Source organism: Enterobacter cloacae complex sp. CARB60, assembly GCF_036487345.1.
Classification (GTDB): Bacteria; Pseudomonadota; Gammaproteobacteria; order Enterobacterales; family Enterobacteriaceae; genus Enterobacter; species Enterobacter asburiae_D.
Map to the genome: position 1 here is coordinate 3,942,315 of NZ_JAZKLC010000002.1, position 25,835 is coordinate 3,968,149.

Below are 25,835 nucleotides of genomic sequence, written 5' to 3' on the forward strand. Positions count from 1 at the left end.
ATGGCTAAGACGTTATATGAAAAGTTGTTTGATGCGCACGTTGTTTACGAGGCACCAAACGAAACCCCGCTGCTGTACATTGATCGTCATCTGGTACACGAAGTGACCTCACCTCAGGCATTTGACGGCCTGCGGGCGCACAAGCGCCCGGTACGTCAGCCGGGTAAAACCTTCGCGACGATGGATCACAACGTTTCCACCCAGACCAAGGACATTAATGCCTCGGGTGAGATGGCGCGTATCCAGATGCAGGAGCTGATTAAGAACTGCAACGAGTTTGGCGTTGAGCTGTACGATCTGAACCACCCGTATCAGGGCATCGTCCACGTGATGGGGCCTGAGCAAGGGATCACCCTGCCGGGCATGACCATCGTCTGCGGTGACTCCCATACCGCGACCCACGGCGCGTTTGGCGCGCTGGCGTTCGGGATTGGCACTTCCGAAGTGGAACACGTGCTGGCAACGCAGACCCTGAAACAGGGCCGCGCCAAAACCATGAAGATTGAAGTGAAGGGTAAAGCCGCACCGGGTATTACCGCAAAAGACATCGTGCTGGCCATCATCGGTAAAACCGGCAGCGCGGGCGGCACCGGTCATGTTGTTGAATTCTGCGGTGAAGCCATCCAGGCGCTGAGCATGGAGGGGCGCATGACCCTGTGCAATATGGCCATTGAGATGGGCGCAAAAGCCGGTCTGGTCGCCCCGGACGACACCACCTTTAACTATGTGAAGGGTCGTCTGCACGCGCCGAAAGGTCAGAATTTTGACGACGCGGTCGCGTACTGGAAAACCCTGAAAACCGACGATGGGGCAACGTTTGATACCGTTGTCACGCTGCAGGCTGAAGAGATTGCGCCTCAGGTGACCTGGGGCACCAACCCGGGTCAGGTGATTTCCGTCAACGACGCCATTCCCGATCCGGCCTCCTTCACCGATCCGGTCGAGCGCGCCAGTGCGGAAAAAGCGCTGGCCTATATGGGGCTGAAGCCCGGCGTGCCGTTGACCGATGTCGCCATTGATAAGGTCTTTATCGGTTCCTGCACCAACTCCCGTATCGAAGATTTGCGTGCCGCCGCCGAGATTGCCAAAGGCCGTAAAGTGGCACCGGGCGTTCAGGCGCTGGTGGTTCCAGGCTCAGGTCCGGTTAAGGCCCAGGCTGAAGCAGAAGGTCTGGATAAGATCTTCATTGAAGCAGGCTTCGAATGGCGTCTGCCTGGCTGCTCCATGTGTCTGGCCATGAACAACGATCGCCTGAATCCGGGTGAGCGCTGCGCCTCTACCAGCAACCGTAACTTTGAAGGCCGTCAGGGCCGCGGTGGGCGCACCCATCTGGTCAGCCCGGCAATGGCCGCCGCTGCGGCAGTCACCGGCCATTTCGCCGATATTCGCAGCCTGAAATAAGGAGACAATCATGGCAGAGAAATTTACCCAACATACGGGCCGTGTTGTCCCGCTGGACGCCGCTAACGTCGATACTGACGCTATTATTCCGAAACAGTTTCTGCAGAAGGTGACGCGTACCGGTTTTGGCGCACATCTGTTTAACGACTGGCGATTCCTGGACGATAAGGGCGAAGTGCCTAATCCGGAATTTGTTCTGAACTTCCCGGAATATAAAGGCGCCTCCATTTTGCTGGCGCGGGAAAACTTTGGCTGCGGCTCATCCCGTGAACACGCGCCGTGGGCGCTCACCGACTACGGGTTTAAAGTGGTTATTGCCCCAAGCTTCGCGGATATTTTTTACGGCAACAGCTTCAACAACCAGCTGCTGCCGGTGACGCTGAGCGATGAACAGGTCGATGAATTGTTCGCGCTGGTTAAGGCAAATCCGGGCATTTCGTTTGAAGTGGATCTGGAAGCCGAAGTGGTGAAAGCCGGGGATAAGACCTACAGCTTCAGCATTGATGCCTTCCGCCGTCACTGCATGCTGAACGGTCTGGACAGCATTGGTTTAACTCTCCAGCACGAAGCGGCGATTGCCACTTACGAACAAAAACAACCCGCATTTATGAAATAATCCTCCGGCCTGCAGTGCACTCTGCAGGCCGCGTTTTATCCCGGCACCCAATCTTCCTTCTGTAAATACTTCGCAAACTCAGCCAATAATGACGTTATATTTAATGTCAATTTAATGTTCCCTGCTCAGAATAATCGCTCAATCAGCTGGTAGCGGGAATTATCATGGAAAAGAAAAAGGGCAATGAGTCTCATATCCGTTCTGAGGAAATACAAAAATGCACAATAGTGAGCGTGATAACAAATAGTTTACTCACCGGCTTTCAGATAGTTGCAGGAATATTCTCCGGCTCACAGGGATTAATTGCTGATGGGATTCATTCTCTTTCCGATTTATCCTCTGACTTTGTCGTTTTGATTGCGAATAAAAAGAGTCAGAAAGCCTCTGATATCGATCATCATTACGGTCATCTGCGTTTCGAAAACGGTGCAAAGCTCATTATTGGCGCTATTCTGCTGCTTGTGGGCGTTGGGATGCTCTGGTCCGCAGGGAATAAACTGCTTCACCCCGAGACGCATCAGCTGGTGAAAGGGGCTGCTTTGTGGGTGGCGATACTGGCGCTGGTGGTGAAGGAAAGCCTGTTCAGATACATGTTTGCCACAGGAAAACGTATTCAGTCCTCGCTGCTGATAGCCAATGCCTGGCATGCCCGTTCTGACGCCGCCTCGTCAGTGGTTGTCGCCATCGGTATTGCCGGGAATTTAGTGGGTTTTCACGCGATGGACCTGATTGCGGCCCTGATTGTTGGGATATTTATCGCCCATATGGGCTACAAATTCTCTGCCGATGCCCTGCACGACCTGATGGACCGTTCGCTTGAGCCCGAGCTGGAGCACGACATCAAAACGTGTCTTCTCTCAACCGAGGGCGTCACCGGACTCCATGATTTAAAAACCCGCAAGATGGGCGATTTAGCCCTTGTCGATGTCCATCTGGAAGTGAACGGCGAACTAAGCGTAAAAGAAGGGCATCAGATTGCCGTCAATGCCAGAAACAACGTGATGAAAAAATTCAATGTACTGAACGTGATGACGCATATTGATCCTGCCCACTAATCGGAACGCATAAATACAGTGTGACGCAAGCGATCGTTAAGGTTTCGTCCGTCACGGAATCCGCCTTACATTTGCATAAATTCCTGACGGTCTTTATTGAGACATATTTCTGGGCACACGGTTTCATGGGCCTCGTTCATATGTACCTGACGCTACGCGCGCAGCGTAAATATCAGTATTCAGAGTAAACGGTTAGCAGAGCCCGGCATTTCCGGGCTCCGTTTCATTCATGCAATCACACGTCTTTTACGCGGCAGGTCAGCAGAAGCGTCACGACAGAGATCGCCGCAATCATCCAGTAGACAGACGCATGCCCGTAGCTTTGCGCCAGCGTCCCCTGAATCACGCCTGCCAGAATCACCCCGGTTGAAATACTGTTGGTAAAAAGCGTGGTCGCCGAGCCTGCGCGACCGGGCATGAGATCCTGAAACCAGAGCATGCCGATCCCGGCGACAATCCCAATAAACACGGCGTTAAACAGCTGCAGCGCCAGCAACGCTTCACGCGAATGGAAAAGGATCAGCCCCGCGTAGAACAGCACCCCGGCCGCCACGGCGACGATCATCATCCGACGCTTTCCAAAGCGCTTAACGTAGTAACCCGCCAGAATCATCGCCGGAATTTCCAGCCCGGCGGCGGTCCCCATTAAGATCCCCGCAAGCTTGTCCGGCAGGCCCAGATCGCTGCTGATCCACAGCGGCATATCGATGATGTACATGGTGTTGCAGGTCCACATCAGCGTGGAGGCAATAAACAGCATGCGGACGTTTTTGTCCTGCCAGCCGCTCACCTGGATGACAGGTTTATCCGTCGCCTGTTCGACGCGCGCCACGGACGGCAGCGCGAAGGCAATCAATACCAGACTGATGACAAAAATCCCGGCGGCGATGGAGAACATGGCGGTAAAGCCGTAGTTCAACGCCAGCATGAAAGCCAGCGGTGGGCCAATGACCCACGCCAGCGAGAGCTGGGCACGCATCACCGAGCTGAACATCACCACTTCCCGAGCCGAGTTATCCGCATATTCACGGGCCAGCGCGAACAGCTGCGGCATGGCGGTGTTCGCCAGCGACGCCAGCAGCACGCCGCAGGTAATGAGCGTCAGATAATGACGGTTGAAGGCAAAGAGCAGCGCGTTGCCCACGGCCATGGCGCAGCAAAAGAGGATCAGCCTGCGGCGATCGCCCTGGCTGTCCGATCGTTTCGCCAGCGCGAGGCTGACCAGGATCCCGGCAATGGCGTTGACGGTATAAAACAGGCCAACCCAAAACGGCGGTGCCCCCACCTCGCGGCTGAGAAACAGGCTCAGCGTCGGCGCCTGCAGCGCCCCCGCCACGCCCATCATAAAGGCCACCAGCATAAAAGCGGCATAAACGCCGTTCAGGCGTCGCCCCATCGTCATCAACCAGAGCATGCGCAAGTCCTTGTGAAAGCGAATCGAAATTGGGTGAAAGAATAAACGAAAAAAGCCAGCAAAAACATTTTGCTGGCGGGTGATTAGCACCAATACTCAGTCACACATGATCGAGGCGAGTTAGCGGGAAGAGGTCGGTGTTGTAACGTCCCACTGCATCAATTCTTCTAACGTTTTCAGCCGTTGCTCTGCACACCGGCGGGCCAGCCAGGACGATCCCTTTGTCGCTGAAAAGTACTGCTGATAAAACTGACGTGCGGTAGACCTCTTCATAATTTACCTCCTCACTTCATCGAGGAGAATTATTGGCCTAATATAGGGATAAATAAATTGCTGGTTTTTTGTCAGGAGTTCCCCTTTTATGCCTTCCGGTCGTCTGCAACAACAGTTTATCCGCCTCTGGCAGTGCTGCGAGGGGCAATCGCAGGAGACCACGCTCAACGAGCTGGCTGACCTGCTTAGCTGTTCCCGCCGCCATATGCGCACGCTGCTCAACACCATGCAGCAACAGGGTTGGTTAAGCTGGGAGGCGGAGGCGGGACGCGGCAAGCGCTCGCGACTGACCTTTCTCTATACCGGGCTGGCGTTGCAGCAGCAGCGTGCGGAAGACCTGCTCGAGCAGGACCGCATCGATCAGCTGGTACAGCTGGTGGGCGACAAAGCCGCCGTGCGCCAGATGCTGGTTTCCCATCTCGGGCGAAGCTTTCGTCAGGGCCGACACATCCTGCGGGTGCTCTACTATCGCCCAATGAAAAATCTGTTGCCCGGCACGGCCTTACGCCGCTCTGAAACCCACATGGCCCGGCAAATCTTCAGCGGCCTGACGCGAATAAATGAGGAAAACGGGGAACTGGAAGCGGATATCGCGCACCACTGGCAGCAGGTTTCCCCGCTTCACTGGCGCTTCTTCTTACGCCCCGGCATCCACTTTCACCACGGCCGCGAGCTGGAAATGCACGACGTCATCGCCTCTCTGGAACGCGTCCGCAAGCTCCCGCTCTACTCGCATATCTCCCGCATCCACTCCCCCACGGCCTGGACGCTGGATATCGAGCTGTCGCAGCAGGATAAATGGCTTCCCTGGCTGCTGGGCTATGTGCCGTCGATGATTTTGCCCGGCGAGTGGGAATCGTTGAACAACTTTGCCAGCCAGCCGATTGGCACCGGGCCTTACTCCGTGTCCCGCAATAACAGCAACCAGCTGAAAATCCGCGCGTTCGACGACTACTTTGGCTATCGGGCGCTGATCGACGAAGTGAACGTGTGGGTATTACCGGATCTCAATGAAGAGCTGAGCGCCGGCCTAACGCTTGAAGGCCCCACCACGGGAGAAAAGGCCGTGGAAAGTCGCCTTGAAGAGGGATGTTACTATCTCCTCTTTGACCGCCGCACCCACCGTGGGGCAAACCAGGCCGTCCGCAAGTGGATCAGCCACGTTTTGTCCCCTTCCAATCTGATCTACCATGCGGAAGAGCAGTACCAGACATACTGGTTCCCGGCGTATGGCCTGCTTCCGCGCTGGCACCACGCCCGCCCGGTGCACTGCGACAAACCCGCAGGGCTGGAGTCCATCACCCTGACCTACTACCGCGAGCACGTCGAGCATCGTTTTATCGCCAGAATCATGACCCGACTGCTGGCAGCCGAGGGGGTCACGTTAGACGTCAGGGAAGTGGACTATGACGAATGGCATCAGGGTGAGATCGCCAGTGATATCTGGCTCAACAGCGCCAACTTTACCCTGCCGCTCGATTTTTCCCTTTTCTCGCATCTGTATGAAGTGCCTCTCATTCAGCACTGCATCGACCGTGACTGGCAGCAGGATGCCGCCCAGTGGCGTGCGGGAGAAATGAATCTTGCTGCGTGGTGCCAGCAGCTGCTGGCCGAGCAATCGATCGTACCGTTGATCCACCACTGGCTGATGATCCAGGGCCAGCGCAGCATGCGCGGCCTGCGGATGAATACTCTGGGCTGGTTTGATTTTAAATCCGCCTGGTTTGCGCCGCCGGAGCCATAACGCTTTCGTAATATTCACCAAATCATTACAATAGCGCCGTTCTCAACGGGGTGCTGCATCACAGATGTGCGCTGAGATAATACCCGTCGAACCTGATCCGGATAACGCCGGCGAAGGGATTTGAGGCTGTCGCTCAAAATCCTTTGCCACTCAACTTTGAGGTGCAAAGTGTTAAAAAAAGTTCTCCCCCTGCTGGCGCTGTTTGCGCTGCCTGCTTTTGCGAAGCCCGTCCTGACGGTCTACACCTATGACTCCTTCTCTGCCGACTGGGGCCCTGGCCCGGTAGTCAAAAAAGCCTTTGAAGCTGACTGTAACTGCGAGCTGAAGTTCGTGGCGCTGGAAGATGGCGTGTCGCTGCTTAACCGTCTGCGCATGGAAGGGAAAAACAGCAAGGCCGACGTGGTGCTCGGGCTGGATAACAACCTGCTGGAAGCCGCCTCGCAAACCAAACTGTTTGCCAAAAGCGGCGTAGCGGCAGATGCCGTTAACGTGCCGGGCGGCTGGAAAAACGACACCTTTGTGCCGTTCGACTATGGCTATTTTGCTTTTGTTTACGACAAAAATAAGCTGAAAAACCCGCCAAAGAGCCTGAAAGAGCTGGTCGAAAGTGACCAGAAGTGGCGCGTGATTTATGAAGATCCGCGTACCAGCACGCCGGGTCTGGGCCTGCTGCTGTGGATGCAAAAGGTCTACGGGGATAAAGCACCGGAAGCGTGGCAGAAACTGGCCGCCAAAACCGTCACCGTGACCAAGGGCTGGAGCGAAGCCTATGGCCTGTTCCTGAAAGGCGAAAGCGATCTGGTGCTGAGCTACACCACTTCGCCGGCCTACCACATTATCGCCGAGAAGAAAGATAACTATGCTGCCGCTGGTTTCGCTGAAGGGCACTATCTGCAGGTGGAAGTCGCCGCGCGTACCGCCGCCAGCAAACAGCCGGAGCTGGCCGAGAAGTTCCTGAAGTTCATGGTTTCACCGGCGTTCCAGAATGCGATTCCCGCAGGCAACTGGATGTATCCGGTCACTAACGTTGCGCTGCCCGCCGGTTTCGAGCAGTTGACCAAACCAACAGCCTCGCTGGAGTTTACGCCGCAGCAGGTCGCCGCGCAGCGTGCAGCATGGGTAAGTGAATGGCAACGCGCCGTCAGCCATTGATTCCCGGCTGGTTACTTCCCGGGCTGCTCGCCGCCATAGTGATGGTAGTGGTCAGCCTGGGGGCTTTTCTTGCACTGTGGTTCAACGCGCCAGAGAGTGACCTGCTCGCCCTCTGGCACGACAGCTACCTCTGGCACGTTATCCGGTTCTCCTTCTGGCAGGCATCTCTCTCTGCCCTGCTGTCGACGATCCCGGCCATTTTTCTGGCGCGCGCACTGTATCGGCGGCGTTTTCCCGGCAGGCTGGCACTGCTGCGCCTGTGCGCCATGACGCTGATCCTGCCCGTGCTGGTGGCGGTATTTGGTATTCTGAGCGTTTACGGTCGCCAGGGCTGGCTGGCTTCGCTGTTCGGTCTGCTTGGTCTGGAATGGTCATTCTCGCCTTACGGACTGCAGGGCATTTTGCTGGCGCACGTATTTTTCAATATGCCGATGGCAACGCGCCTCTTCCTGCAGGCGCTGGAAAACATTCCCGGGGAACAGCGTCAGGTTGCCGCCCAGCTCGGCATGCGCGGCGTGTCGTTCTTCCGCTTTGTCGAATGGCCGTGGCTGCGCCGCCAGATCCCGCCCGTCGCGGCGTTAATCTTCATGCTCTGCTTTGCCAGCTTTGCCACCGTGCTGTCGCTCGGCGGCGGGCCGCAGGCCACCACCATTGAGCTGGCGATTTACCAGGCGCTAAGTTACGACTACGATCCCGGTCGTGCCGCGCTGCTGGCGATGGTGCAGATGGCGTGCTGCCTTGCGCTGGTGCTGCTGAGCCAGCGGCTGAGTAAAGCCATTCCCGCTGGCAGCAATCAAATAACCGGCTGGCGCGATCCGCAGGACAGCCTGCACAGCCGCGTCACCGATTTTATCCTGATTGCGCTGGCGCTCCTGCTTCTGCTGCCGCCGCTGATGGCCGTTATCGTTGACGGACTGAACCTCAATCTCATGTCCGTCCTGCAACAGCCGGTCCTCTGGCAGGCCACCTGGACCTCGCTGCGTATCGCCCTGGCGGCTGGGTTACTGTGCGTCATGCTGACCATGATGCTGCTGTGGAGCAGCCGTGAACTCTATGCCCGGCAGGCCCAAAAGGCCGGACAGGCGCTGGAGCTGACGGGGATGCTCATTCTGGCGATGCCGGGCATCGTGCTGGCGACGGGCTTCTTTTTACTGTTCAACAGCACCATCGGCCTGCCGGAAAGGGCCGATGGCATCGTGATTTTCACCAACGCCCTGATGGCCATTCCCTACGCGCTCAAAGTGCTGGAAAACCCGATGCGCGACGTCAACAGCCGCTACGGTTTGCTGTGCCAGTCGCTGGGCATGCAGGGCTGGCAGCGGCTGAAGGTGGTCGAACTCCGCGCGCTAAAACGTCCGCTGGCGCAGGCGCTGGCGTTTGCCTGCGTGCTGTCGATTGGGGATTTTGGCGTGGTGGCTCTCTTTGGCAATGACGATTTCCGCACGCTGCCATACTGGCTCTATCAGCAGATCGGCTCTTATCGCAGTCAGGACGGCGCGGTCACCGCGCTGTTACTGCTGCTGCTGTGCTTTGCCTTATTTACCGCTATCGAAAAACTTCCGGGGCGTGATGTTAAAACTGACTGATGTAACCTGGCTTTACCAGCATCTGCCGATGCGCTTCACGCTCTCCGTGCGTCAGGGGGAGATGATCGCCATACTTGGCCCAAGCGGCGCGGGAAAAAGCACGCTGCTTAATTTAATTGCGGGTTTTCTGCAGCCGGCAAGCGGCGCGATCGTCATTGAAAATCACGATCATACCCACACGCCGCCCGCAAAACGTCCGGTCTCAATGCTGTTTCAGGAAAACAACCTCTTTACCCACCTGACGGTGCGGCAAAACATCGCGCTGGGAATGCATCCGGGACTCAGGCTGAACGATGCCCAGCGCCAGAAGCTGGAGATCATTGCCGCACAGATGGGGATCGCTGAGTTCATCGACAGGCTGCCGGGCGAGCTTTCCGGCGGCCAGCGTCAGCGCGTGGCGCTGGCGCGTTGTCTGGTGCGCGAGCAGCCGATCCTGCTGCTGGATGAGCCGTTCTCGGCGCTCGATCCCGCGCTGCGCCAGGAGATGCTGGCGCTGGTGCAGGACGTCTGTCAGCGCCAGCAGCTGACGATGCTGATGGTGTCGCACAGTATTGAGGATGCCGCGCGGATTGCGCCGCGATCGGTGGTGATTGCCGAAGGGCGTATTTTGTGGGATGGAAGTACAGAAGAACTGCTGAGTGGTAGAGCGGGTGCGTCTTCGCTGTTGGGCATTCGTGCGGTCTGATGCCCTCACCCTGACCCTCTCCCACGGGGAGAGGGTACAAACATCAAAAACGGCAACCCTGGTTGCCGTTTTGCTTTTACCTTGTGCGGTCTGATGCCCTCATCCTGCCCCTCTCCCACGGGGAGAGGAAAATAGTCCTTAACGGCTGACCACTTTTAATAAAATTTCGCCGTACACCGGCATCAGCGGGTGACGAATCAGCGCGACCAGGGCTACCACGGCCACACCCAGCGTCAGCGGGGCCAGCCAGAGCAGACGAGTGCGCGGGAGATAGCGCGTCAGGCGATCGACACTGGCTTTAGCGCTGCGCCACAGCCGCCAGCAGAGCCATGCCGCCAGCCACAGCAGCACCGCCGTGCCCAGCAGCAGCCATTTAAACTCGCCGCTTTGCATACCGTCAGGAATATCAATGGCAGCACCCGCGAGGATCCCCGGCAGGAAGTAGAACGGCGGCCAGAAAACGCAGCCGATAATGTTCGGCACCACGAATTTCGCGACGGGCAGATCCAACATTCCCGCCACCATCGGCACCAGCGGACGCGTTGGCCCGACAAAGCGGCCGACGAGGATGGTAAACATGCTGTGCTGGTGCAGCGCATGCTCGGTTTTATCCAGCAAGGCTTTGTTCTTTTTCATAAACGACCAGCGGTGCAGCGGCTTCTTAAAGCGCCAGCCCAGCCAGAAGGAGATCCAGTCGCCAAGCAGGCAGCCGATAATCCCGGCCAGCCACGCCTGCCAGAAATTAACCTCGCCGCTGCCAATCAGCGCCCCAAGCCCTGCCATCATCACGGTACCGGGCAGGATCAGCCCAACCAGCGCCAGCGACTCCAGAAACGCCACCAGCGCCACGGCGATGAGCGAGTACATAACGGACTGGGTAATAAAGTGTTCCAGCAATGCCTGCATAACTATTCCGGTCAGAAAAAGAATCAGCGATTCTGCTTAGCGCCCCGCACCGCGTCAAGGCATCAATTGTCTGAATAGTTTACAAGATGCTCCTGAAGTTCACCTGAATGTTTACCGTTTATTCACATCCCGCGCGGAATTCACTCGGGCTGGCGCCGGTGCATTTTTTAAATACCCGGGAGAAATAGAGCTGATCTTCAAAGCCTACGTTACGCCCCACGGTGGCGATGGGCATCCGGGTGGTGCTGAGCAATAGTTTCGCCTGGCTGATGCGCTGATCCTCACGCCAGCTCAAAACGCTGACGCCCAGCTGCTGGCGGAACAGATGCGACAGCCGCGACGGCGACAGGCAGACGTGCTGGGCAACGCTGGCGATATCAAACTGGCTATCAGCCAGGTGGTCGCTGATGTACTGGCAGGCGTCGCGCACGCGGTTATCCAGCGGCGGGTTAAGCGACTCGTTGATCGCTTCCATCCGTCGCAGAAGCAGCTGTTCGAGCAGGTTAATCGCCAGCAGTTCAGCGTAACGCCCCCCGGCCTGTCCTGCCTCAATAATCTGCGCAAAAAGCTCGCGAAACTGCGCCAGATGAACCTCATCCGGGCGATAAAAACCGGTGTGCGCAAAAATAGCCGGCCAGGAAAGCCACTCCTGCCAGTAGGCGCGCGGGCGGAAGTAGACCCACTGGTGATACCACTCTTTGGCATCCGGATGACGGCCATAGTGGTGGATCTCCCCCGGCGGGAACAGCAGGATATCGCCGGGGCGGCAGACAAACTGCTGGTCACCGTTCTTGATGATCCCTTCCCCTCGCACGGTCAGGTTGAGGATATACCCTTTCATCCCGAGCGGTCGGTCGACGTAAAAGTCGAGATATCCCTCAGCCTCGATAGGGGTCAGTCCCGCCACAAGGTGCGCGTTAAACGAGTATCCCGGCAGCAGGGGATCGTTTTGCGTTTCGGCCATAGATTCAGTTCTCCCAAGGGTCCTGAAGGAAACCAATTGTCCATATCACTAAAAGCAGCTTAAAAATGGCCCGCGAAAAGATCCAAAAAGCATCACGCCGCTTTTACGTCCGCCATGTTTCAGCCTTCCCCCCTGATTTCTCCGCCAGAGCAGGCAGATAACCAGTAACAAAAGTGTCTATAAGTGCGGCAGAAATGTCCACATTGAATATTTGCACGGCGTCACACTTTCCGTTGTAACAGCAATTTAATCCATAAGATTAGCGGATCCTGCCTGACGACTTTTGTCCCCAGTCTCTAATGTTCTTCCATACCTGTTTTTTCGATGGAGCAACACCATGGCAATTGCGATTGGCCTCGATTTTGGCAGCGATTCAGTTCGCGCGCTGGCAGTGGACTGTACGTCCGGCCAGGAGATAGCAACCAGCGTTGAGTGGTACCCGCGCTGGCAAGAGGGGCGCTACTGTGATGCGCCGAACAACCAGTTCCGCCACCACCCGCGTGACTATATCGAGTCGATGGAAGCGGCGATTAAAACCGTCCTGGCTGAACTGACTGACGCCCAGCGAGCTGAGATTGTCGGCATTGGCGTCGACAGCACCGGCTCCACGCCTGCCCCTGTGGATGCCGAAGGCCGCGTGCTGGCGCTGCGCCCGGAGTTCGCCGACAACCCGAACGCCATGTTCGTGCTGTGGAAAGACCACACCGCCGTGGAAGAGGCCGAAGCCATCACCCGCCTGTGCCATCAGCCGGGCAAAACGGACTACTCGCGCTACATCGGCGGGATTTACTCCAGCGAATGGTTCTGGGCTAAGATCCTCCACGTCACCCGTGCCGACGCCGCCGTCGCACAGGCTGCGGCGTCATGGGTTGAGCTGTGCGACTGGGTGCCTGCCCTGCTCTCCGGCACCACGCGCCCGCAGGATATCCGCCGCGGTCGCTGCAGCGCCGGGCATAAATCCCTGTGGCATGAAGGCTGGGGCGGACTGCCTCCGGCCGCGTTCTTCGATGAGCTCGACCCGATCCTCAACAAGAACCTGACATACCCGCTGTTTACCGACACCTTCACCGCCGATATTCCGGTCGGCACCCTCTGCGAAGAGTGGGCGACGCGTCTCGGCCTGCCGCAGAACGTGGCGATCTCCGGCGGCGCCTTTGACTGCCATATGGGCGCCGTGGGCGCGGGCGCGCAGCCAAACACGCTGGTCAAAGTTATCGGCACCTCCACCTGCGACATCCTGACGGCGGATAAAGCCACCGTCGGCGACCGCGCGGTGAAAGGCATCTGCGGCCAGGTGGACGGCAGCGTGGTGCCGGACTTTATCGGCCTCGAAGCCGGTCAGTCCGCGTTTGGCGATATCTACGCCTGGTTTGGCCGCGTCCTCGGCTGGCCGCTGGATCGGCTAGCGGCAGCGCATCCTGAACTGAAAACCCAGATCGCCGAGAGCAAAAAGCAGCTTCTGCCGCAGCTCACCGAAGCCTGGGCAAAAAATCCGTCTCTCGAACACCTGCCGGTGGTGCTGGACTGGTTTAACGGTCGCCGCACGCCGTTTGCCAACCAGCGTCTGAAAGGGGTGATTACCGACCTCAACCTGGCGACCGACGCGCCTGCGCTGTTCGGCGGTCTGATTGCCGCAACGGCCTTCGGTGCCCGCGCCATTATGGAGTGCTTCACCGAGCAGGGCATCGACGTGAACAACGTGATGGCGCTGGGCGGCATCGCCCGTAAAAACCCGGTGATCATGCAGGCCTGCTGCGACGTGCTGAACCGTCCGCTGCAGATTGTGGCCTCCGATCAGTGCTGCGCGCTGGGCGCGGCGATTTTTGCTGCCGTGGCCGCAGGCGTTCATGCGGATATCCCGACCGCGCAGCAGCATATGGCGAGCGCCGTTGAAAATACGCTCCAGCCGCGCGCCCAGCAAGCACAACGCTTTGAACAGCTTTATCAGCGCTACCAGCAATGGGCAAAAAGCGCCGAACTTCACTATCTCCCTGTCGCCGCCCCGGCCAAAAGCACCGCGGACACTACGGCAACCCTGACCCATTAAGGACACGATGATGACCATTTTTAATAACTATGAAGTGTGGTTTGTGATTGGCAGCCAGCATCTGTACGGACCGGAAGCGCTGCAGCAGGTGACGAAACACGCGGAGCACGTCGTTAACGCGCTGAACGCGGAAGCTAAACTGCCGTGCAAACTGGTGCTGAAACCGCTGGGCACAACGCCGGACGAAATCACTCACATCTGCCGCGACGCCAACTACGACGATAAATGCGCCGGTCTGGTGGTGTGGCTGCACACCTTCTCCCCCGCCAAAATGTGGATCAACGGTCTGTCTATCCTCAACAAACCGCTGCTGCAGTTCCATACCCAGTTCAACGCCTCCCTGCCGTGGGACAGCATCGACATGGACTTTATGAACCTGAACCAGACCGCGCACGGCGGCCGCGAGTTCGGCTTCATCGGCGCGCGTATGCGTCAGCAGCACGCGGTGGTCACCGGCCACTGGCAGGATGGCAAAGCGCAACAACGTATCGGCTCCTGGATGCGTCAGGCCGTCTCTAAGCAGGACACCCGCCACCTGAAAGTGGTGCGTTTCGGTGACAACATGCGTGAAGTGGCGGTCACTGACGGCGACAAAGTGGCCGCACAGATCAAGTTCGGCTTCTCCGTGAATACCTGGGCCGTGGGCGACCTGGTGCAGGTGGTGAATGAAATTAGCGATGGCGACGTGAGCGCGCTGGTGGACGAGTACGAGAGCAGCTACCGCCTGACGCCTGCGGCACAAATTAACGGCGACAAGCGCCAGAACGTGCTGGACGCGGCGCGCATCGAGCTGGGCATGAAGCGCTTCCTGGAACAGGGCGGCTTCCACGCCTTTACCACCACCTTTGAAGACCTCCACGGCCTGAAACAGCTGCCGGGCCTGGCGGTACAGCGTCTGATGCAGCAGGGCTATGGCTTTGCGGGCGAGGGCGACTGGAAAACTGCCGCTCTGCTTCGCATCATGAAGGTGATGTCGACCGGTCTGCAGGGCGGCACCTCCTTTATGGAGGACTACACCTACCACTTCGAAAACGGTAACGACCTGGTGCTCGGCTCCCACATGCTGGAAGTGTGTCCTACGATCGCCGTCGAAGAGAAACCGATCCTCGACGTGCAGTACCTCGGCATCGGCGGTAAAGCCGATCCGGCGCGTCTGATCTTCAACACCCGCACCGGCCCGGCCATCAACGCCAGCCTGATCGACCTCGGCGATCGTTTCCGCCTGCTGGTGAACTGCGTCGATGCCGTTGAAACGCCGCACTCCCTGCCGAAACTGCCGGTCGCCAACGCCCTGTGGAAAGCGCAGCCTGACCTGCCAACCGCCTCAGAGGCCTGGATCCTGGCCGGCGGCGCGCACCACACGGTGTTCAGCCACGCGCTGGATCTCAACGACATGCGTCAGTTCGCCGAGCTGCACGACATCGAACTGACCGTGATTGATAACGACACCCGCCTGCCCGCCTTCAAAGACGCGCTGCGCTGGAACGAAGTCTATTACGGTTCAAAACGCTAAGCCCTGAATGCCCGGTGGCACTGCGTTTACCGGGCCTACGGTTCCGTAGGCCGGATAAGCGAAGCGCCATCCGGCAGGAGACAACTATGTTAGACGATCTCAAACGTCAGGTGCTCGAAGCCAACCTGGCGCTGCCGAAACATAATCTGGTGACCCTGACCTGGGGCAACGTCAGCGCCGTTGACCGGGAAAAAGGCGTGTTCGTGATTAAGCCTTCCGGCGTGGATTACGCGGTGATGACCGCAGACGATATGGTCGTTGTCAGCCTCGAGACCGGCGAAGTGGTGGAAGGTAAGAAAAAACCGTCCTCCGATACGCCGACTCACCGCCTGCTCTACCGGTCATTCCCGACCATCGGCGGCATTGTGCATACCCATTCGCGCCATGCGACCATCTGGGCGCAGGCGGGCCAGTCCATCCCGGCAACCGGCACCACCCACGCGGACTACTTTTACGGCACCATTCCCTGCACGCGTCTGATGACCGATGCGGAGATCGGCGGTGAGTACGAGTGGGAAACGGGTAACGTGATTGTTGAAACCTTCGAAAAACAGGGGATCGACGCGGCGCAAATGCCCGGCGTGCTGGTGCACTCCCACGGCCCGTTCGCCTGGGGGAAAAACGCAGAAGACGCGGTACATAACGCCATCGTGCTCGAAGAGGTCGCCTATATGGGGATCTTCTGTCGCCAGCTGGCGCCGCAGCTGCCGGATATGCAGCAAACCCTGCTGGATAAGCATTACCTGCGCAAGCACGGCGCGAAAGCGTATTACGGGCAGTAGCTCATCGCCCGGTGGCGCTGCGCTTACCGGGCCTACGGAACCTGTAGGCCGGATAAGCGCAGCGCCATCCGGCAAAACCAGCACTGTATAAAACCCCAGCAAACCCACCTTAACCAGGCTATAATCAGGCCTGGTTTTGTTTTATGGGATAACGGCGTGGCGCAGGCGCAAGAAGGTTTTTTACTGACCCGACACTGGCGGGATACCCCTCAGGGCACCGAGGTCGCGTTCTGGCTGGCAACCGATAACGGTCCGCTGCACGTTACGCTGCCCCCACAGGAATCCGTGGCCTTTATTCCTGAAGCCCACGTCGAGAAGGTGAAGCAGCTGCTGCGCGGCGAAAACGGCTGGCGCATCACCCCGCTTGAGCTGAAAGATTTCCACCGCCAGCCGGTTTACGGCCTCTACTGTCGCGCCCATCGCCAGCAGATGCGCTATGAAAAGCTGCTGCGAGAAGCAGGCGTGACGCTTTACGAAGCCGATATCCGACCACCGGAACGCTTCCTGATGGAGCGGTTCATCACCGCCCCCGTCTGGGTCGACGGCACCGCGCAGAGCGGCAGCCTCGTTAACGCGCGCCTGAAGCCTAACCCACACTATCGCCCACCGCTGAAGTGGGTCTCCCTGGATATCGAAACCACCCGTCACGGCGAGCTGTACTGCATTGGCCTGGAAGGTTGCGGCGATCGGGTTGTCTATATGCTCGGGCCGCCGAATGGCGATGCGTCCGCGCTGGATTTCCGGCTTGAGTACGTCAGCAGCCGCCCGCAGCTGCTGGAGAAGCTTAACCAGTGGTTTGCCGACTACGATCCCGATGTTCTGATCGGCTGGAACGTGGTGCAGTTCGACCTGCGCGTTCTGCAAAAACACGCCGAGCGCTACCGCATCCCGCTGATGCTGGGGCGCGGAAACAGCGAGCTGGAATGGCGCGAACACGGTTTTAAGAACGGCGTTTTCTTCGCGCAGGCTAACGGTCGCCTGATTATCGACGGCATCGAGGCGCTAAAATCCGCCTTCTGGAACTTCTCTTCATTCTCCCTGGAAGCCGTCGCGCAGGAGCTACTTGGCGAGGGTAAGTCCATCGACAATCCCTGGGATAGAATGGACGAGATCGACCGGCGCTTTAACGAAGATAAACCCGCGCTCGCCACCTATAACCTGAAAGACTGCGAGCTGGTCACGCAGATATTCCACAAAACCGAGATTATGCCGTTTCTGCTGGAGCGCGCGACGGTGAACGGCCTGGCTGTCGACAGGCACGGCGGTTCGGTAGCCGCGTTCGGCCATCTTTACATTCCCCGCATGCACCGCGTGGGATATGTCGCCCCCAACCTCGGGGACGTACCGCCGCAGGCAAGCCCCGGCGGCTATGTCATGGACTCCCGACCAGGATTGTATGACTCCGTTCTGGTCCTGGATTACAAAAGCCTGTACCCGTCGATCATCCGCACCTTCCTGATCGATCCCGTCGGGCTGGTTGAGGGCATGGCCCAGCCGGATGATGAGCACAGCACCGAAGGCTTCCTCGGCGCACGCTTCTCGCGGGAAAAACACTGTCTGCCTGAAATCGTGGGAAACATCTGGCACGGGCGCGACGAAGCCAAGCGCCACGGCAATAAGCCGTTATCACAGGCGCTGAAAATCATCATGAACGCCTTTTACGGCGTGCTGGGCACCAGCGCCTGCCGCTTCTTTGACCCGCGCCTCGCCTCCTCGATCACCATGCGCGGGCACGAGATTATGCGCCAAACCAAAGCGCTGATTGAGTCCCGGGGCTATGACGTCATCTACGGCGACACGGACTCCACCTTTGTGTGGCTTAAGGGCACGCATTCAGAAGAGGACGCCGCACAAATCGGCAAAGCGCTGGTCGCCTTCGTGAACGACTGGTGGCAGGAACATTTGCAGAAAGAGCGGTTAGCCAGCGCGCTGGAGCTGGAATTTGAAACCCATTTCGCCCGCTTTTTAATGCCCACCATTCGCGGTACCGATCAGGGCAGCAAGAAGCGCTACGCCGGGCTGATTCAGGAAGGCGACGCGCAGCGGATGGTGTTTAAAGGGCTGGAAACGGTGCGCACAGACTGGACGCCGCTGGCGCAGCAGTTCCAGCAGACGCTCTATCTGCGGGTGTTCCGCAATGAGCCGTATCAGGACTACGTGCGCGAGACGATAGCCAGCCTGATGGCGGGCGAACTTGACGCGCAGCTGGTGTACCGCAAGCGCCTGCGCCGTCCGCTGGCGGAGTACCAGCGCAACGTTCCTCCACACGTACGCGCCGCGCGCCTGGCGGATGAAGAAAACGTACGCCGCGGCCGCGCGCCGCAGTATCAAAACCGGGGGACCATCAAATACGTCTGGACCACTAGCGGCCCGGAACCCGTGGATTATCAGCATTCGCCTCTGGATTACGAACACTATCTGACGCGTCAGCTTCAGCCGGTTGCCGACGGAATTTTGCCCTTCATCGACGATGATTTTGCTACACTAGTGACAGGACAACTTGGCCTATTTTGACGCGTGACGAAATGGCTGCCATCCAGTACCATAGCGCCCTTTCCATTCCCGGACCCATTTTTCGATGACCGTCTTTTTTGACGGGGGTCGAACTATTGCCTGCAATTAAAGATTAGAGCCGAACAACTATGCCTTTTACACTTGGTCAACGCTGGATCAGCGATACAGAAAGCGAACTTGGATTAGGAACCGTCGTAGCAATCGATACGCGTATGGTTACCCTCCTCTTCCCGGCCACCGGTGAAAACCGTCTTTACGCTCGCAATGACTCCCCTGTAACCCGCGTGATGTTTAATCCGGGTGACACCGTGACCAGCCATGACGGCTGGCAGCTCAAGATTGAAGACGTAAAAGAAGAGAATGGACTGCTCGCCTACATCGGGACTCGCCTGGACACCGACGAGGCCAATGTCATCCTGCGTGAAGTGCTGCTCGACAGCAAGCTGGTGTTCAGTAAGCCGCAGGACCGCCTGTTTGCCGGGCAAATCGACCGTATGGATCGCTTCTCGCTGCGCTATCGCGCGCGTAAGTTCCAGAGTGAACAGTACCGCATGCCGTGGAGCGGCCTGCGCGGCCAGCGCACCAGCCTGATCCCTCACCAGCTGAACATCGCCCATGACGTGGGCCGTCGTCACGCGCCGCGCGTGCTGCTGGCAGATGAAGTGGGCCTGGGTAAAACCATCGAAGCGGGCATGATCCTGCATCAACAGCTGCTTTCCGGGGCTGCCGAACGCGTGCTGATTGTGGTGCCAGAAACCCTGCAGCACCAGTGGCTGGTTGAGATGCTGCGCCGCTTTAACCTGCGTTTCTCTCTGTTCGATGACGAACGCTATGCCGAAGCGCAGCACGATACCGACAACCCGTTTGAAACCGAACAGCTGGTCATTTGCTCCCTGGACTTCGTGCGCCGCAGCAAGCAGCGTCTTGAGCACCTGTGCGATGCCGAGTGGGACATTATGGTCGTTGACGAAGCGCACCATCTGGTCTGGAGCGAAGACGCGCCGAGCCGCGAATACATGGCTATCGAGCAGCTTGCCGAGCGCGTGCCCGGCGTCCTGCTGCTGACCGCAACGCCGGAGCAGCTGGGTCTGGAAAGCCACTTCGCCCGCTTGCGCCTGCTCGATCCAAACCGTTTCCACGACTTTGAGCAGTTCGTGGAAGAACAGAATAACTACCGTCCGGTCGCGGATGCCGTCGCTATGCTGCTGGCGGGCAAGCGTCTTTCAAACGACGAACTCAACACCCTGAGCGATCTGATTGGCGAGCAGGATATCGAGCCGCTTTTGCAGGCTGCGAACAGCGAGAGCGACAACGCGGAATCCGCGCGTAAAGAGCTGATCGACATGCTGATGGACCGCCACGGCACCAGCCGCGTGCTGTTCCGAAACACCCGTAACGGCGTCAAAGGCTTCCCGAAACGCGAGCTGCACACCATCAAGCTGCCGCTGCCGACGCAGTATCAGACGGCGATTAAAGTCTCCGGCATTATGGGTGCGCGCAAAACCCAGGAAGAGCGCGCCCGCGACATGCTTTATCCGGAACAAATCTACCAGGAATTTGAAGGCGATACCGGCACCTGGTGGAACTTCGATCCGCGCGTGGAGTGGCTGATGGGCTACCTGACCGCGCACCGTTCCCAGAAAGTGCTGGTGATCTGCGCCAAAGCGGCCACCGCGCTGCAGCTGGAGCAGGTCCTGCGCGAGCGCGAAGGTATTCGTGCCGCCGTGTTCCACGAAGGCATGTCCATCGTCGAGCGCGACCGCGCCGCGGCGTGGTTCGGGGAAGAGGACAGCGGCGCACAGGTTCTGCTGTGCTCGGAAATCGGCTCTGAAGGCCGTAACTTCCAGTTCGCCAGCAACCTGGTGATGTTCGATCTGCCGTTTAACCCGGATCTGCTGGAGCAGCGTATCGGCCGTCTGGATCGTATCGGTCAGGCGCATGATATTCAGATCCACGTGCCATATCTGGAAAAAACCGCGCAGTCCGTGCTGGTACGCTGGTTCCACGAAGGTCTGGACGCGTTTGAACACACCTGCCCGACAGGCCGCACCATTTACGATCGGGTGCATGGCGATCTGATCGGCTACCTGGCCGCGCCGGAAAACGCGGAAGGGTTTGATGAGCTGATCAAGTCCTGCCGTGAGCAGCACGACGCGCTGAAAGCGCAGCTGGAGCAGGGCCGCGACCGTCTGCTGGAGATCCACTCCAACGGCGGTGAAAAAGCGCAGGCGCTTGCCGAAAGCATTGAAGAACAAGATGATGACACCAGTCTGATCGGCTTCTCCATGAACCTGTTCGACATCGTCGGCATCAACCAGGACGATCGTGGCGAGAACCTGATTGTCCTGACCCCGTCCGATCACATGCTGGTTCCGGATTTCCCGGGCCTGCCGGAAGATGGCTGTACCATCACCTTCGAACGTGATGTGGCGCTGTCCCGCGAAGACGCCCAGTTTATCACCTGGGAACACCCGCTGATCCGCAACGGTCTGGATCTGATCCTGTCCGGCGATACCGGCAGCAGCACCATCTCCCTGTTGAAAAACAAGGCGCTGCCGGTGGGTACCCTGCTGGTGGAGCTGATCTACGTTGTGGAAGCGCAGGCGCCGAAACAGCTGCAGCTCACCCGCTTCCTGCCGCCAACGCCTGTCCGCCTGCTGCTGGACAAAAACGGCACGAACCTGGCGGGACAGGTTGAATTCGAGAGTTTCAACCGACAGCTGAGCGCGGTAAACCGCCATACGGGCAGCAAGCTGGTCAACGCGGTACAGCAGGACGTGCACGCCATTCTGCAACTGGGCGAAACCCAGATTGAAAAAGCAGCCAGAACGCTGATTGACGCCGCGCGCAGCGAAGCCGATGAGAAACTGTCTGCGGAGCTGTCCCGTCTGGAAGCGTTAAAAGCAGTCAACCCGAACATCCGTGACGACGAGCTGGCGGCGATTGAGAGCAACCGTCAGCAGGTGCTGGAAAGCCTGAATCAGGCGAGCTGGCGTCTGGATGCCCTGCGTCTTATCGTTGTGACGCATCAGTAAACGGAGCGCAAGATGGTGATGGAGCCTTACAATCCGCCGCAGGATCCCTGGCTGGTCATTCTGTATCAGGATGAACACATTATGGTGGTCAACAAGCCCAGCGGCCTGTTGTCCGTGCCGGGGCGTCTGGACGAGCACAAAGACAGCGTGATGACGCGTATCCAGCGCGATTATCCGCAGGCGGAGTCCGTCCATCGCCTGGATATGGCCACTAGCGGCGTGATTGTGGTGGCGCTGAATAAAGCGGCGGAACGCGAGTTAAAGCGCCAGTTCCGCGAGCGCGAGCCGAAAAAGCAGTATGTCGCCCGCGTCTGGGGCCACCCCGCGCAGGCGGAAGGGCTGGTGGATTTACCGCTGATCTGTGACTGGCCGAACCGGCCTAAGCAGAAGGTGTGTTATGAAACCGGCAAGGCCGCGCAGACCGAGTATGAAGTGCTGGAGTACGCGCCGGATAATACCGCGCGCGTCCTGCTTAAGCCGATTACCGGACGTTCACACCAGCTGCGCGTGCATATGCTTGCCCTGGGTCATCCGATTCTGGGCGACCGCTTTTACGCGCCGCCTGAAGCGCTGGCCTTAGCGCCACGCCTGCAGCTGCACGCGCAGACGCTCACCATCACCCATCCGGCCTTTGGTAACGCGATGACGTTTAAAGCCCCGGTGGACTTCTAAAAAAAAAGCCCGACACCGTCGGGCTTTTTCTTATTTGAAACCTTTCTTCTCTTTAATGAGCTCGTACGCCTTCTGGATTTCCTGCGCTTTTTGCTTCGCCATCTCCATCATTTCCGGCGGCAAGCCTTTCGCGACCAGTTTGTCCGGATGATGCTCGCTCATGAGCTTACGATAGGCACGTTTAATCGTGGTCTGATCGTCAGAGGGCTTTACGCCAAGCACGTTGCAGGCATCTTCCAGCGTCGGACCACGCTGCGCCTGCTGCCAGGCTCCGCCGGACGACTGCTGGTGATAGCCGCCGCCAAACTGCGCCCCGCCCTGCATCATGCGCAGAAACTGGTCGAACTGCATACGGGAGATGCCCAGCTCTTCCGCAATGACGTACAGTACATCACGTTCATTAGGGTGAAGCGAACCGTCGGCGAAGGCCGCCTGGATTTGAATTTCCAGAAACATCCGAATTAAATCAAAACGTCCAAAACAGATGCTGCGGAACTGACGCATTTTTTCGCGAAGCGGATAATTATCCGCTTTACCGATGCGAAACGCATTTTGTGCTGCCAGACGGGAGTCGCCGTGCAGGTTCATGCGATCCATAAAAACGCTGGCAATCTGAATATCGGCTTCTGTGACACGCCCTTTGGATTTGGTTAAGTGCCCCATGACCTCAAAGGTGGTGGAGAAAAAGAGTGACTGACGCTCGCGCTGATTGGCAAACCAGGCCATTTTGCGGCTGCGCGCCTTATCAAACATATGGCCGATAATAAGCCCAAGCACAATCCCCCAGAACCCGGCTCCCATGATGATGGCGAACACAACGCCGATTATTTTACCCCAATACTGCATATACTCCCCGGATAGTCATATTCCTGGCCGACGCAACGTCATCATCACTGTGTTCAAGTCACGGTCAATTGAAGGACATCGCCTATAATTTGCTTTATCATACTCGTCATTCGATAGCGAGCCTAACACTCTGGCACGCAAACGGGCAGGATTAACGCTGGTACTGCGCAGATGAGTAAGATAGTCTCTGAGCGTTTATAAGCCGTAGCCACTGATGACGGAACAATAAAATACAACGTATGAAAAAACGTATCCCCACCCTCCTGGCCACAATGATTGGCACCGCCCTGTACAGTCAACAGGGGTTGGCGGCCGATCTCGCCTCGCAATGTATGCTTGGCGTCCCAAGTTATAATCGCCCACTGGTGAGTGGCGATACAAATAGCTTGCCGGTAACCATTACTGCCGACAGTTCGAAAGGGACTTACCCTGACAATGCCACGTTTACGGGCAATGTTGATATTAACCAGGGCAATAGCCGCCTGCAGGCAGATGAAGTGCAGTTACACCAGAAGCAGCCGGAAGGTGCGGCCGAGCCGGTACGAACGGTGGATGCGCTGGGTAATGTGCACTATGACGACAATCAGGTCATCCTGAAAGGTCCGAAAGCCTGGTCAAACCTGAATACCAAAGATACTAACGTCTGGAAAGGTGATTACCAGATGGTGGGTCGCCAGGGGCGCGGTGACGCGGACCTGATGAAACAGCGCGGTGAAAACCGCTATACGATCCTGGAAAACGGTACGTTCACGTCATGTCTGCCGGGTTCAAATACCTGGAGCGTGGTCGGGAGTGAGGTTATCCATGACCGCGAAGAACAGGTCGCAGAGATCTGGAACGCCCGCTTCAAGCTGGGTCCGGTGCCGATATTTTACAGCCCTTATCTGCAGCTTCCCGTGGGTGACAAACGTCGCTCCGGTTTCCTGATCCCGAATGCCAAATACAGCACGTCGAACTACTTTGAGTTCTACCTGCCGTATTACTGGAACATCGCGCCAAACATGGATGCGACGATTACGCCGCACTATATCCACAAGCGCGGCAACATCATGTGGGAGAACGAGTTCCGCTATCTGACCCACGCCGGTGCGGGTCTGATGGAGCTGGACTATCTGCCGTCAGATAAAGTCTTCCAGGACGAGCATCCGACCGAAGGCGATAAACACCGCTGGTTATTCTACTGGCAGCATGCCGGGGTGATGGATCAGGTGTGGCGCTTTAATGTTGACTACACCAAAGTTAGCGATTCGTCTTATTTTAATGACTTCTCGTCCAAATACGGCTCGAGTACCGATGGCTATGCCACGCAGAAATTCAGCGTAGGCTATGCGGTACAGAATTTTGACGCGACCGTCTCGACCAAGCAATTCCAGGTATTTTCTGACCAGTCCACGCCTACGTATGGCGCAGAGCCACAGCTGGACGTTAACTGGTATCAGAATGATGTGGGTCCATTCGACACTCACGTCTACGCTCAGGCGGTGCATTTCGTTAACACGGATTCGGACATGCCTGAAGCCACGCGAGTTCACCTTGAGCCGACGGTCAATCTGCCATGGTCTAACGACTGGGCAAGCCTGAATACCGAAGCCAAGCTGATGGCGACACACTATCAGCAAAAAAATGTTGATAACTACAACGCAACAAACAATACGCATCTGGCAGAGTCGGTCAACCGCACGCTCCCGCAGTTCAAAATGGACGGCAAGCTCATCTTCGAGCGTGATATGGCCCTGTTGGCGGATGGTTATACCCAGACGCTCGAACCGCGTATGCAGTATCTGTACGTGCCGTACCGCGATCAGAGCAAGATTCAGAACTACGACTCTTCTTTACTCCAGTCTGACTACAGCGGCCTGTTCCGTGACCGTACTTACGGCGGTCTTGACCGCATCGCATCCGCTAACCAGTTAACGACCGGCGTCACAACCCGTGTTTATGATGATGCCGCCGTTGAACGTTTTAACGTTTCTGTTGGTCAAATCTACTATTTCACCGAGTCACGCACCGGTGATGACAACATTAACTGGGAGAAAGATAACAAAACGGGATCGCTGGTTTGGGCGGGAGATACTTACTGGCGTATGACTGACCGCTGGGGTCTGCGCGGTGGTGTGCAATATGACACTCGACTCGATAATATTGCGACAAGTAGCGCTGCTATTGAGTACCGCCGTGATGAAGACCGTATGGTGCAGTTGACGTATCGTTACGCCAGCCCGGAATATATTCAGGCAACATTGCCATCTTATGCTGGCTCAGAACGCTATAAAGATGGTATTTCGCAGGTGGGTGGTGCAGCAAGTTGGCCAATCGCCGACCGGTGGTCAATCGTAGGCGCTTACTACTTTGACACTAACGCCAATAAACCTGCTGACCAGATGGTGGGTCTGCAATATAACTCCTGCTGTTACGCGCTGCGTGTCGGCTACGAACGCAAACTTAACGGCTGGGATACTCAAAACAATCAGAGCAAATACGATAACGTGATTGGCTTTAACTTCGAGTTACGCGGCCTGAGTTCCAACTACGGTCTGGGTACGCAGAAAATGCTGCGCTCGAATATTCTGCCGTACCGTAGCGCCTTGTAATGTGCTTGATTTGCAACGTAATCCGCTTTGCGGTTAATT

At 57.6% G+C, this 25,835-nt stretch carries 19 protein-coding genes and 1 riboswitch; of the genes, 14 read left to right on the forward strand and 5 right to left on the reverse strand.

Features of this window, described 5'->3' with window-relative positions:
• From leuC to V4835_RS19955, 3 genes are all read left to right on the forward strand, one after another.
• Positions 1-1,401, forward strand: coding sequence for a 3-isopropylmalate dehydratase large subunit (gene leuC / locus V4835_RS19945; protein WP_331413404.1), 1,401 nt, complete (start codon positions 1-3; stop codon positions 1,399-1,401).
• Between the two features lie 10 nt (positions 1,402-1,411).
• Entirely contained in the window at positions 1,412-2,017 is a 606-nt protein-coding gene (leuD, locus tag V4835_RS19950) for a 3-isopropylmalate dehydratase small subunit (RefSeq protein WP_048989656.1), read from the forward strand.
• A gap of 164 nt (positions 2,018-2,181) precedes the next feature.
• Positions 2,182-3,072, forward strand: coding sequence for a cation diffusion facilitator family transporter (locus V4835_RS19955; RefSeq protein WP_331413405.1), 891 nt, complete (start codon positions 2,182-2,184; stop codon positions 3,070-3,072).
• Positions 3,073-3,307: 235 nt separating this feature from the next.
• Here V4835_RS19955 and V4835_RS19960 read toward each other — a convergent pair whose 3' ends face one another.
• Together V4835_RS19960 and sgrT are read right to left on the reverse strand one after the other, a co-directional pair.
• Positions 3,308-4,486, reverse strand: coding sequence for a sugar efflux transporter (locus tag V4835_RS19960; RefSeq protein WP_331413406.1), 1,179 nt, complete (start codon positions 4,484-4,486; stop codon positions 3,308-3,310).
• A 120-nt stretch (positions 4,487-4,606) separates the two neighbouring features.
• Entirely contained in the window at positions 4,607-4,759 is a 153-nt protein-coding gene (gene sgrT / locus V4835_RS19965) for a glucose uptake inhibitor SgrT (protein WP_023334488.1), read from the reverse strand.
• An 88-nt stretch (positions 4,760-4,847) separates the two neighbouring features.
• Between sgrT and sgrR the strand changes: the two genes are divergently transcribed.
• The 4 genes from sgrR (at position 4,848) to thiQ (ending at position 9,926) form a co-directional block, all read left to right on the forward strand.
• Positions 4,848-6,503, forward strand: a complete 1,656-nt coding sequence (gene sgrR / locus V4835_RS19970) for an HTH-type transcriptional regulator SgrR (protein ID WP_331413407.1) — start codon at positions 4,848-4,850, stop codon at positions 6,501-6,503.
• Between the two features lie 36 nt (positions 6,504-6,539).
• Positions 6,540-6,640, forward strand: a riboswitch (TPP riboswitch).
• Between the two features lie 31 nt (positions 6,641-6,671).
• Entirely contained in the window at positions 6,672-7,655 is a 984-nt protein-coding gene (gene thiB, locus V4835_RS19975; protein WP_331413408.1) for a thiamine ABC transporter substrate binding subunit, read from the forward strand.
• Entirely contained in the window at positions 7,631-9,241 is a 1,611-nt protein-coding gene (gene thiP / locus V4835_RS19980) for a thiamine/thiamine pyrophosphate ABC transporter permease ThiP (protein WP_331413409.1), read from the forward strand. Before thiB ends, thiP begins: the two co-directional genes overlap by 25 nt.
• On the forward strand, positions 9,225-9,926 hold the full coding sequence (gene thiQ / locus V4835_RS19985) for a thiamine ABC transporter ATP-binding protein ThiQ (protein ID WP_331413411.1): 702 nt from the start codon (positions 9,225-9,227) through the stop codon (positions 9,924-9,926). The genes thiP and thiQ overlap by 17 nt, the downstream gene beginning before the upstream one ends.
• 138 nt (positions 9,927-10,064) lie before the next feature.
• Here the strand turns inward: thiQ and V4835_RS19990 are convergent, their stop codons facing one another.
• Both V4835_RS19990 and araC read right to left on the reverse strand, forming a co-directional pair.
• Positions 10,065-10,832 carry a DedA family protein gene (locus V4835_RS19990; RefSeq protein ID WP_023310374.1) on the reverse strand — a complete coding sequence of 256 codons (768 nt, stop codon included), beginning with the start codon at positions 10,830-10,832 and terminating at the stop codon, positions 10,065-10,067.
• Positions 10,833-10,950: 118 nt separating this feature from the next.
• A complete protein-coding gene (gene araC / locus V4835_RS19995) occupies positions 10,951-11,796 on the reverse strand; it encodes an arabinose operon transcriptional regulator AraC (protein WP_023310373.1) in 846 nt (281 codons plus the stop codon).
• A 337-nt stretch (positions 11,797-12,133) separates the two neighbouring features.
• Between araC and araB the strand changes: the two genes are divergently transcribed.
• The 6 genes from araB to rluA all read left to right on the forward strand — a co-directional run bounded on the left by araB (position 12,134) and on the right by rluA (position 22,359).
• Positions 12,134-13,843, forward strand: a complete 1,710-nt coding sequence (gene araB / locus V4835_RS20000; protein WP_331413413.1) for a ribulokinase — start codon at positions 12,134-12,136, stop codon at positions 13,841-13,843.
• 10 nt (positions 13,844-13,853) lie between these two features.
• A complete protein-coding gene (gene araA, locus V4835_RS20005; RefSeq protein WP_023310371.1) occupies positions 13,854-15,356 on the forward strand; it encodes an L-arabinose isomerase in 1,503 nt (500 codons plus the stop codon).
• 86 nt (positions 15,357-15,442) lie between these two features.
• Positions 15,443-16,138 carry an L-ribulose-5-phosphate 4-epimerase gene (araD, locus tag V4835_RS20010; RefSeq protein ID WP_331413415.1) on the forward strand — a complete coding sequence of 232 codons (696 nt, stop codon included), beginning with the start codon at positions 15,443-15,445 and terminating at the stop codon, positions 16,136-16,138.
• Between the two features lie 156 nt (positions 16,139-16,294).
• Positions 16,295-18,652, forward strand: coding sequence for a DNA polymerase II (gene polB / locus V4835_RS20015; RefSeq protein WP_331413417.1), 2,358 nt, complete (start codon positions 16,295-16,297; stop codon positions 18,650-18,652).
• Between the two features lie 128 nt (positions 18,653-18,780).
• Entirely contained in the window at positions 18,781-21,687 is a 2,907-nt protein-coding gene (gene rapA / locus V4835_RS20020; RefSeq protein ID WP_331413419.1) for an RNA polymerase-associated protein RapA, read from the forward strand.
• 12 nt (positions 21,688-21,699) lie between these two features.
• Positions 21,700-22,359, forward strand: a complete 660-nt coding sequence (gene rluA / locus V4835_RS20025; RefSeq protein WP_008502014.1) for a bifunctional tRNA pseudouridine(32) synthase/23S rRNA pseudouridine(746) synthase RluA — start codon at positions 21,700-21,702, stop codon at positions 22,357-22,359.
• 30 nt (positions 22,360-22,389) lie between these two features.
• On the opposite strand, the gene djlA is transcribed toward rluA, so the two are convergent.
• Complete coding sequence (gene djlA, locus V4835_RS20030) at positions 22,390-23,205, reverse strand: co-chaperone DjlA (RefSeq protein ID WP_063143325.1); 816 nt, start codon at positions 23,203-23,205, stop codon at positions 22,390-22,392.
• A 239-nt stretch (positions 23,206-23,444) separates the two neighbouring features.
• Here djlA and lptD point away from each other — a divergent pair, with 239 nt between their 5' ends.
• Complete coding sequence (lptD, locus tag V4835_RS20035) at positions 23,445-25,796, forward strand: LPS assembly protein LptD (RefSeq protein WP_331413421.1); 2,352 nt, start codon at positions 23,445-23,447, stop codon at positions 25,794-25,796.
• Positions 25,797-25,835: the final 39 nt, after the last annotated feature.

Bases quoted from the DNA above. Each gene is read 5' to 3' on its own strand.
- leuC (WP_331413404.1), top strand. From the start codon at position 1: ATGGCTAAGACGTTATATGAAAAGTTGTTTGATGCGCACGTTGTTTAC.
- lptD (WP_331413421.1), top strand. From the start codon at position 23,445: ATGAAAAAACGTATCCCCACCCTCCTGGCCACAATGATTGGCACCGCC.
- araD (WP_331413415.1), top strand. From the start codon at position 15,443: ATGTTAGACGATCTCAAACGTCAGGTGCTCGAAGCCAACCTGGCGCTG.
- leuD (WP_048989656.1), top strand. From the start codon at position 1,412: ATGGCAGAGAAATTTACCCAACATACGGGCCGTGTTGTCCCGCTGGAC.
- V4835_RS19960 (WP_331413406.1), bottom strand. From the start codon at position 4,486: ATGCTCTGGTTGATGACGATGGGGCGACGCCTGAACGGCGTTTATGCC.
- djlA (WP_063143325.1), bottom strand. From the start codon at position 23,205: ATGCAGTATTGGGGTAAAATAATCGGCGTTGTGTTCGCCATCATCATG.
- sgrR (WP_331413407.1), top strand. From the start codon at position 4,848: ATGCCTTCCGGTCGTCTGCAACAACAGTTTATCCGCCTCTGGCAGTGC.
- araC (WP_023310373.1), bottom strand. From the start codon at position 11,796: ATGGCCGAAACGCAAAACGATCCCCTGCTGCCGGGATACTCGTTTAAC.
- thiQ (WP_331413411.1), top strand. From the start codon at position 9,225: ATGTTAAAACTGACTGATGTAACCTGGCTTTACCAGCATCTGCCGATG.
- araB (WP_331413413.1), top strand. From the start codon at position 12,134: ATGGCAATTGCGATTGGCCTCGATTTTGGCAGCGATTCAGTTCGCGCG.
- rluA (WP_008502014.1), top strand. From the start codon at position 21,700: ATGGTGATGGAGCCTTACAATCCGCCGCAGGATCCCTGGCTGGTCATT.
- sgrT (WP_023334488.1), bottom strand. From the start codon at position 4,759: ATGAAGAGGTCTACCGCACGTCAGTTTTATCAGCAGTACTTTTCAGCG.
- thiP (WP_331413409.1), top strand. From the start codon at position 7,631: ATGGCAACGCGCCGTCAGCCATTGATTCCCGGCTGGTTACTTCCCGGG.
- V4835_RS19955 (WP_331413405.1), top strand. From the start codon at position 2,182: ATGGAAAAGAAAAAGGGCAATGAGTCTCATATCCGTTCTGAGGAAATA.
- V4835_RS19990 (WP_023310374.1), bottom strand. From the start codon at position 10,832: ATGCAGGCATTGCTGGAACACTTTATTACCCAGTCCGTTATGTACTCG.
- rapA (WP_331413419.1), top strand. From the start codon at position 18,781: ATGCCTTTTACACTTGGTCAACGCTGGATCAGCGATACAGAAAGCGAA.
- araA (WP_023310371.1), top strand. From the start codon at position 13,854: ATGACCATTTTTAATAACTATGAAGTGTGGTTTGTGATTGGCAGCCAG.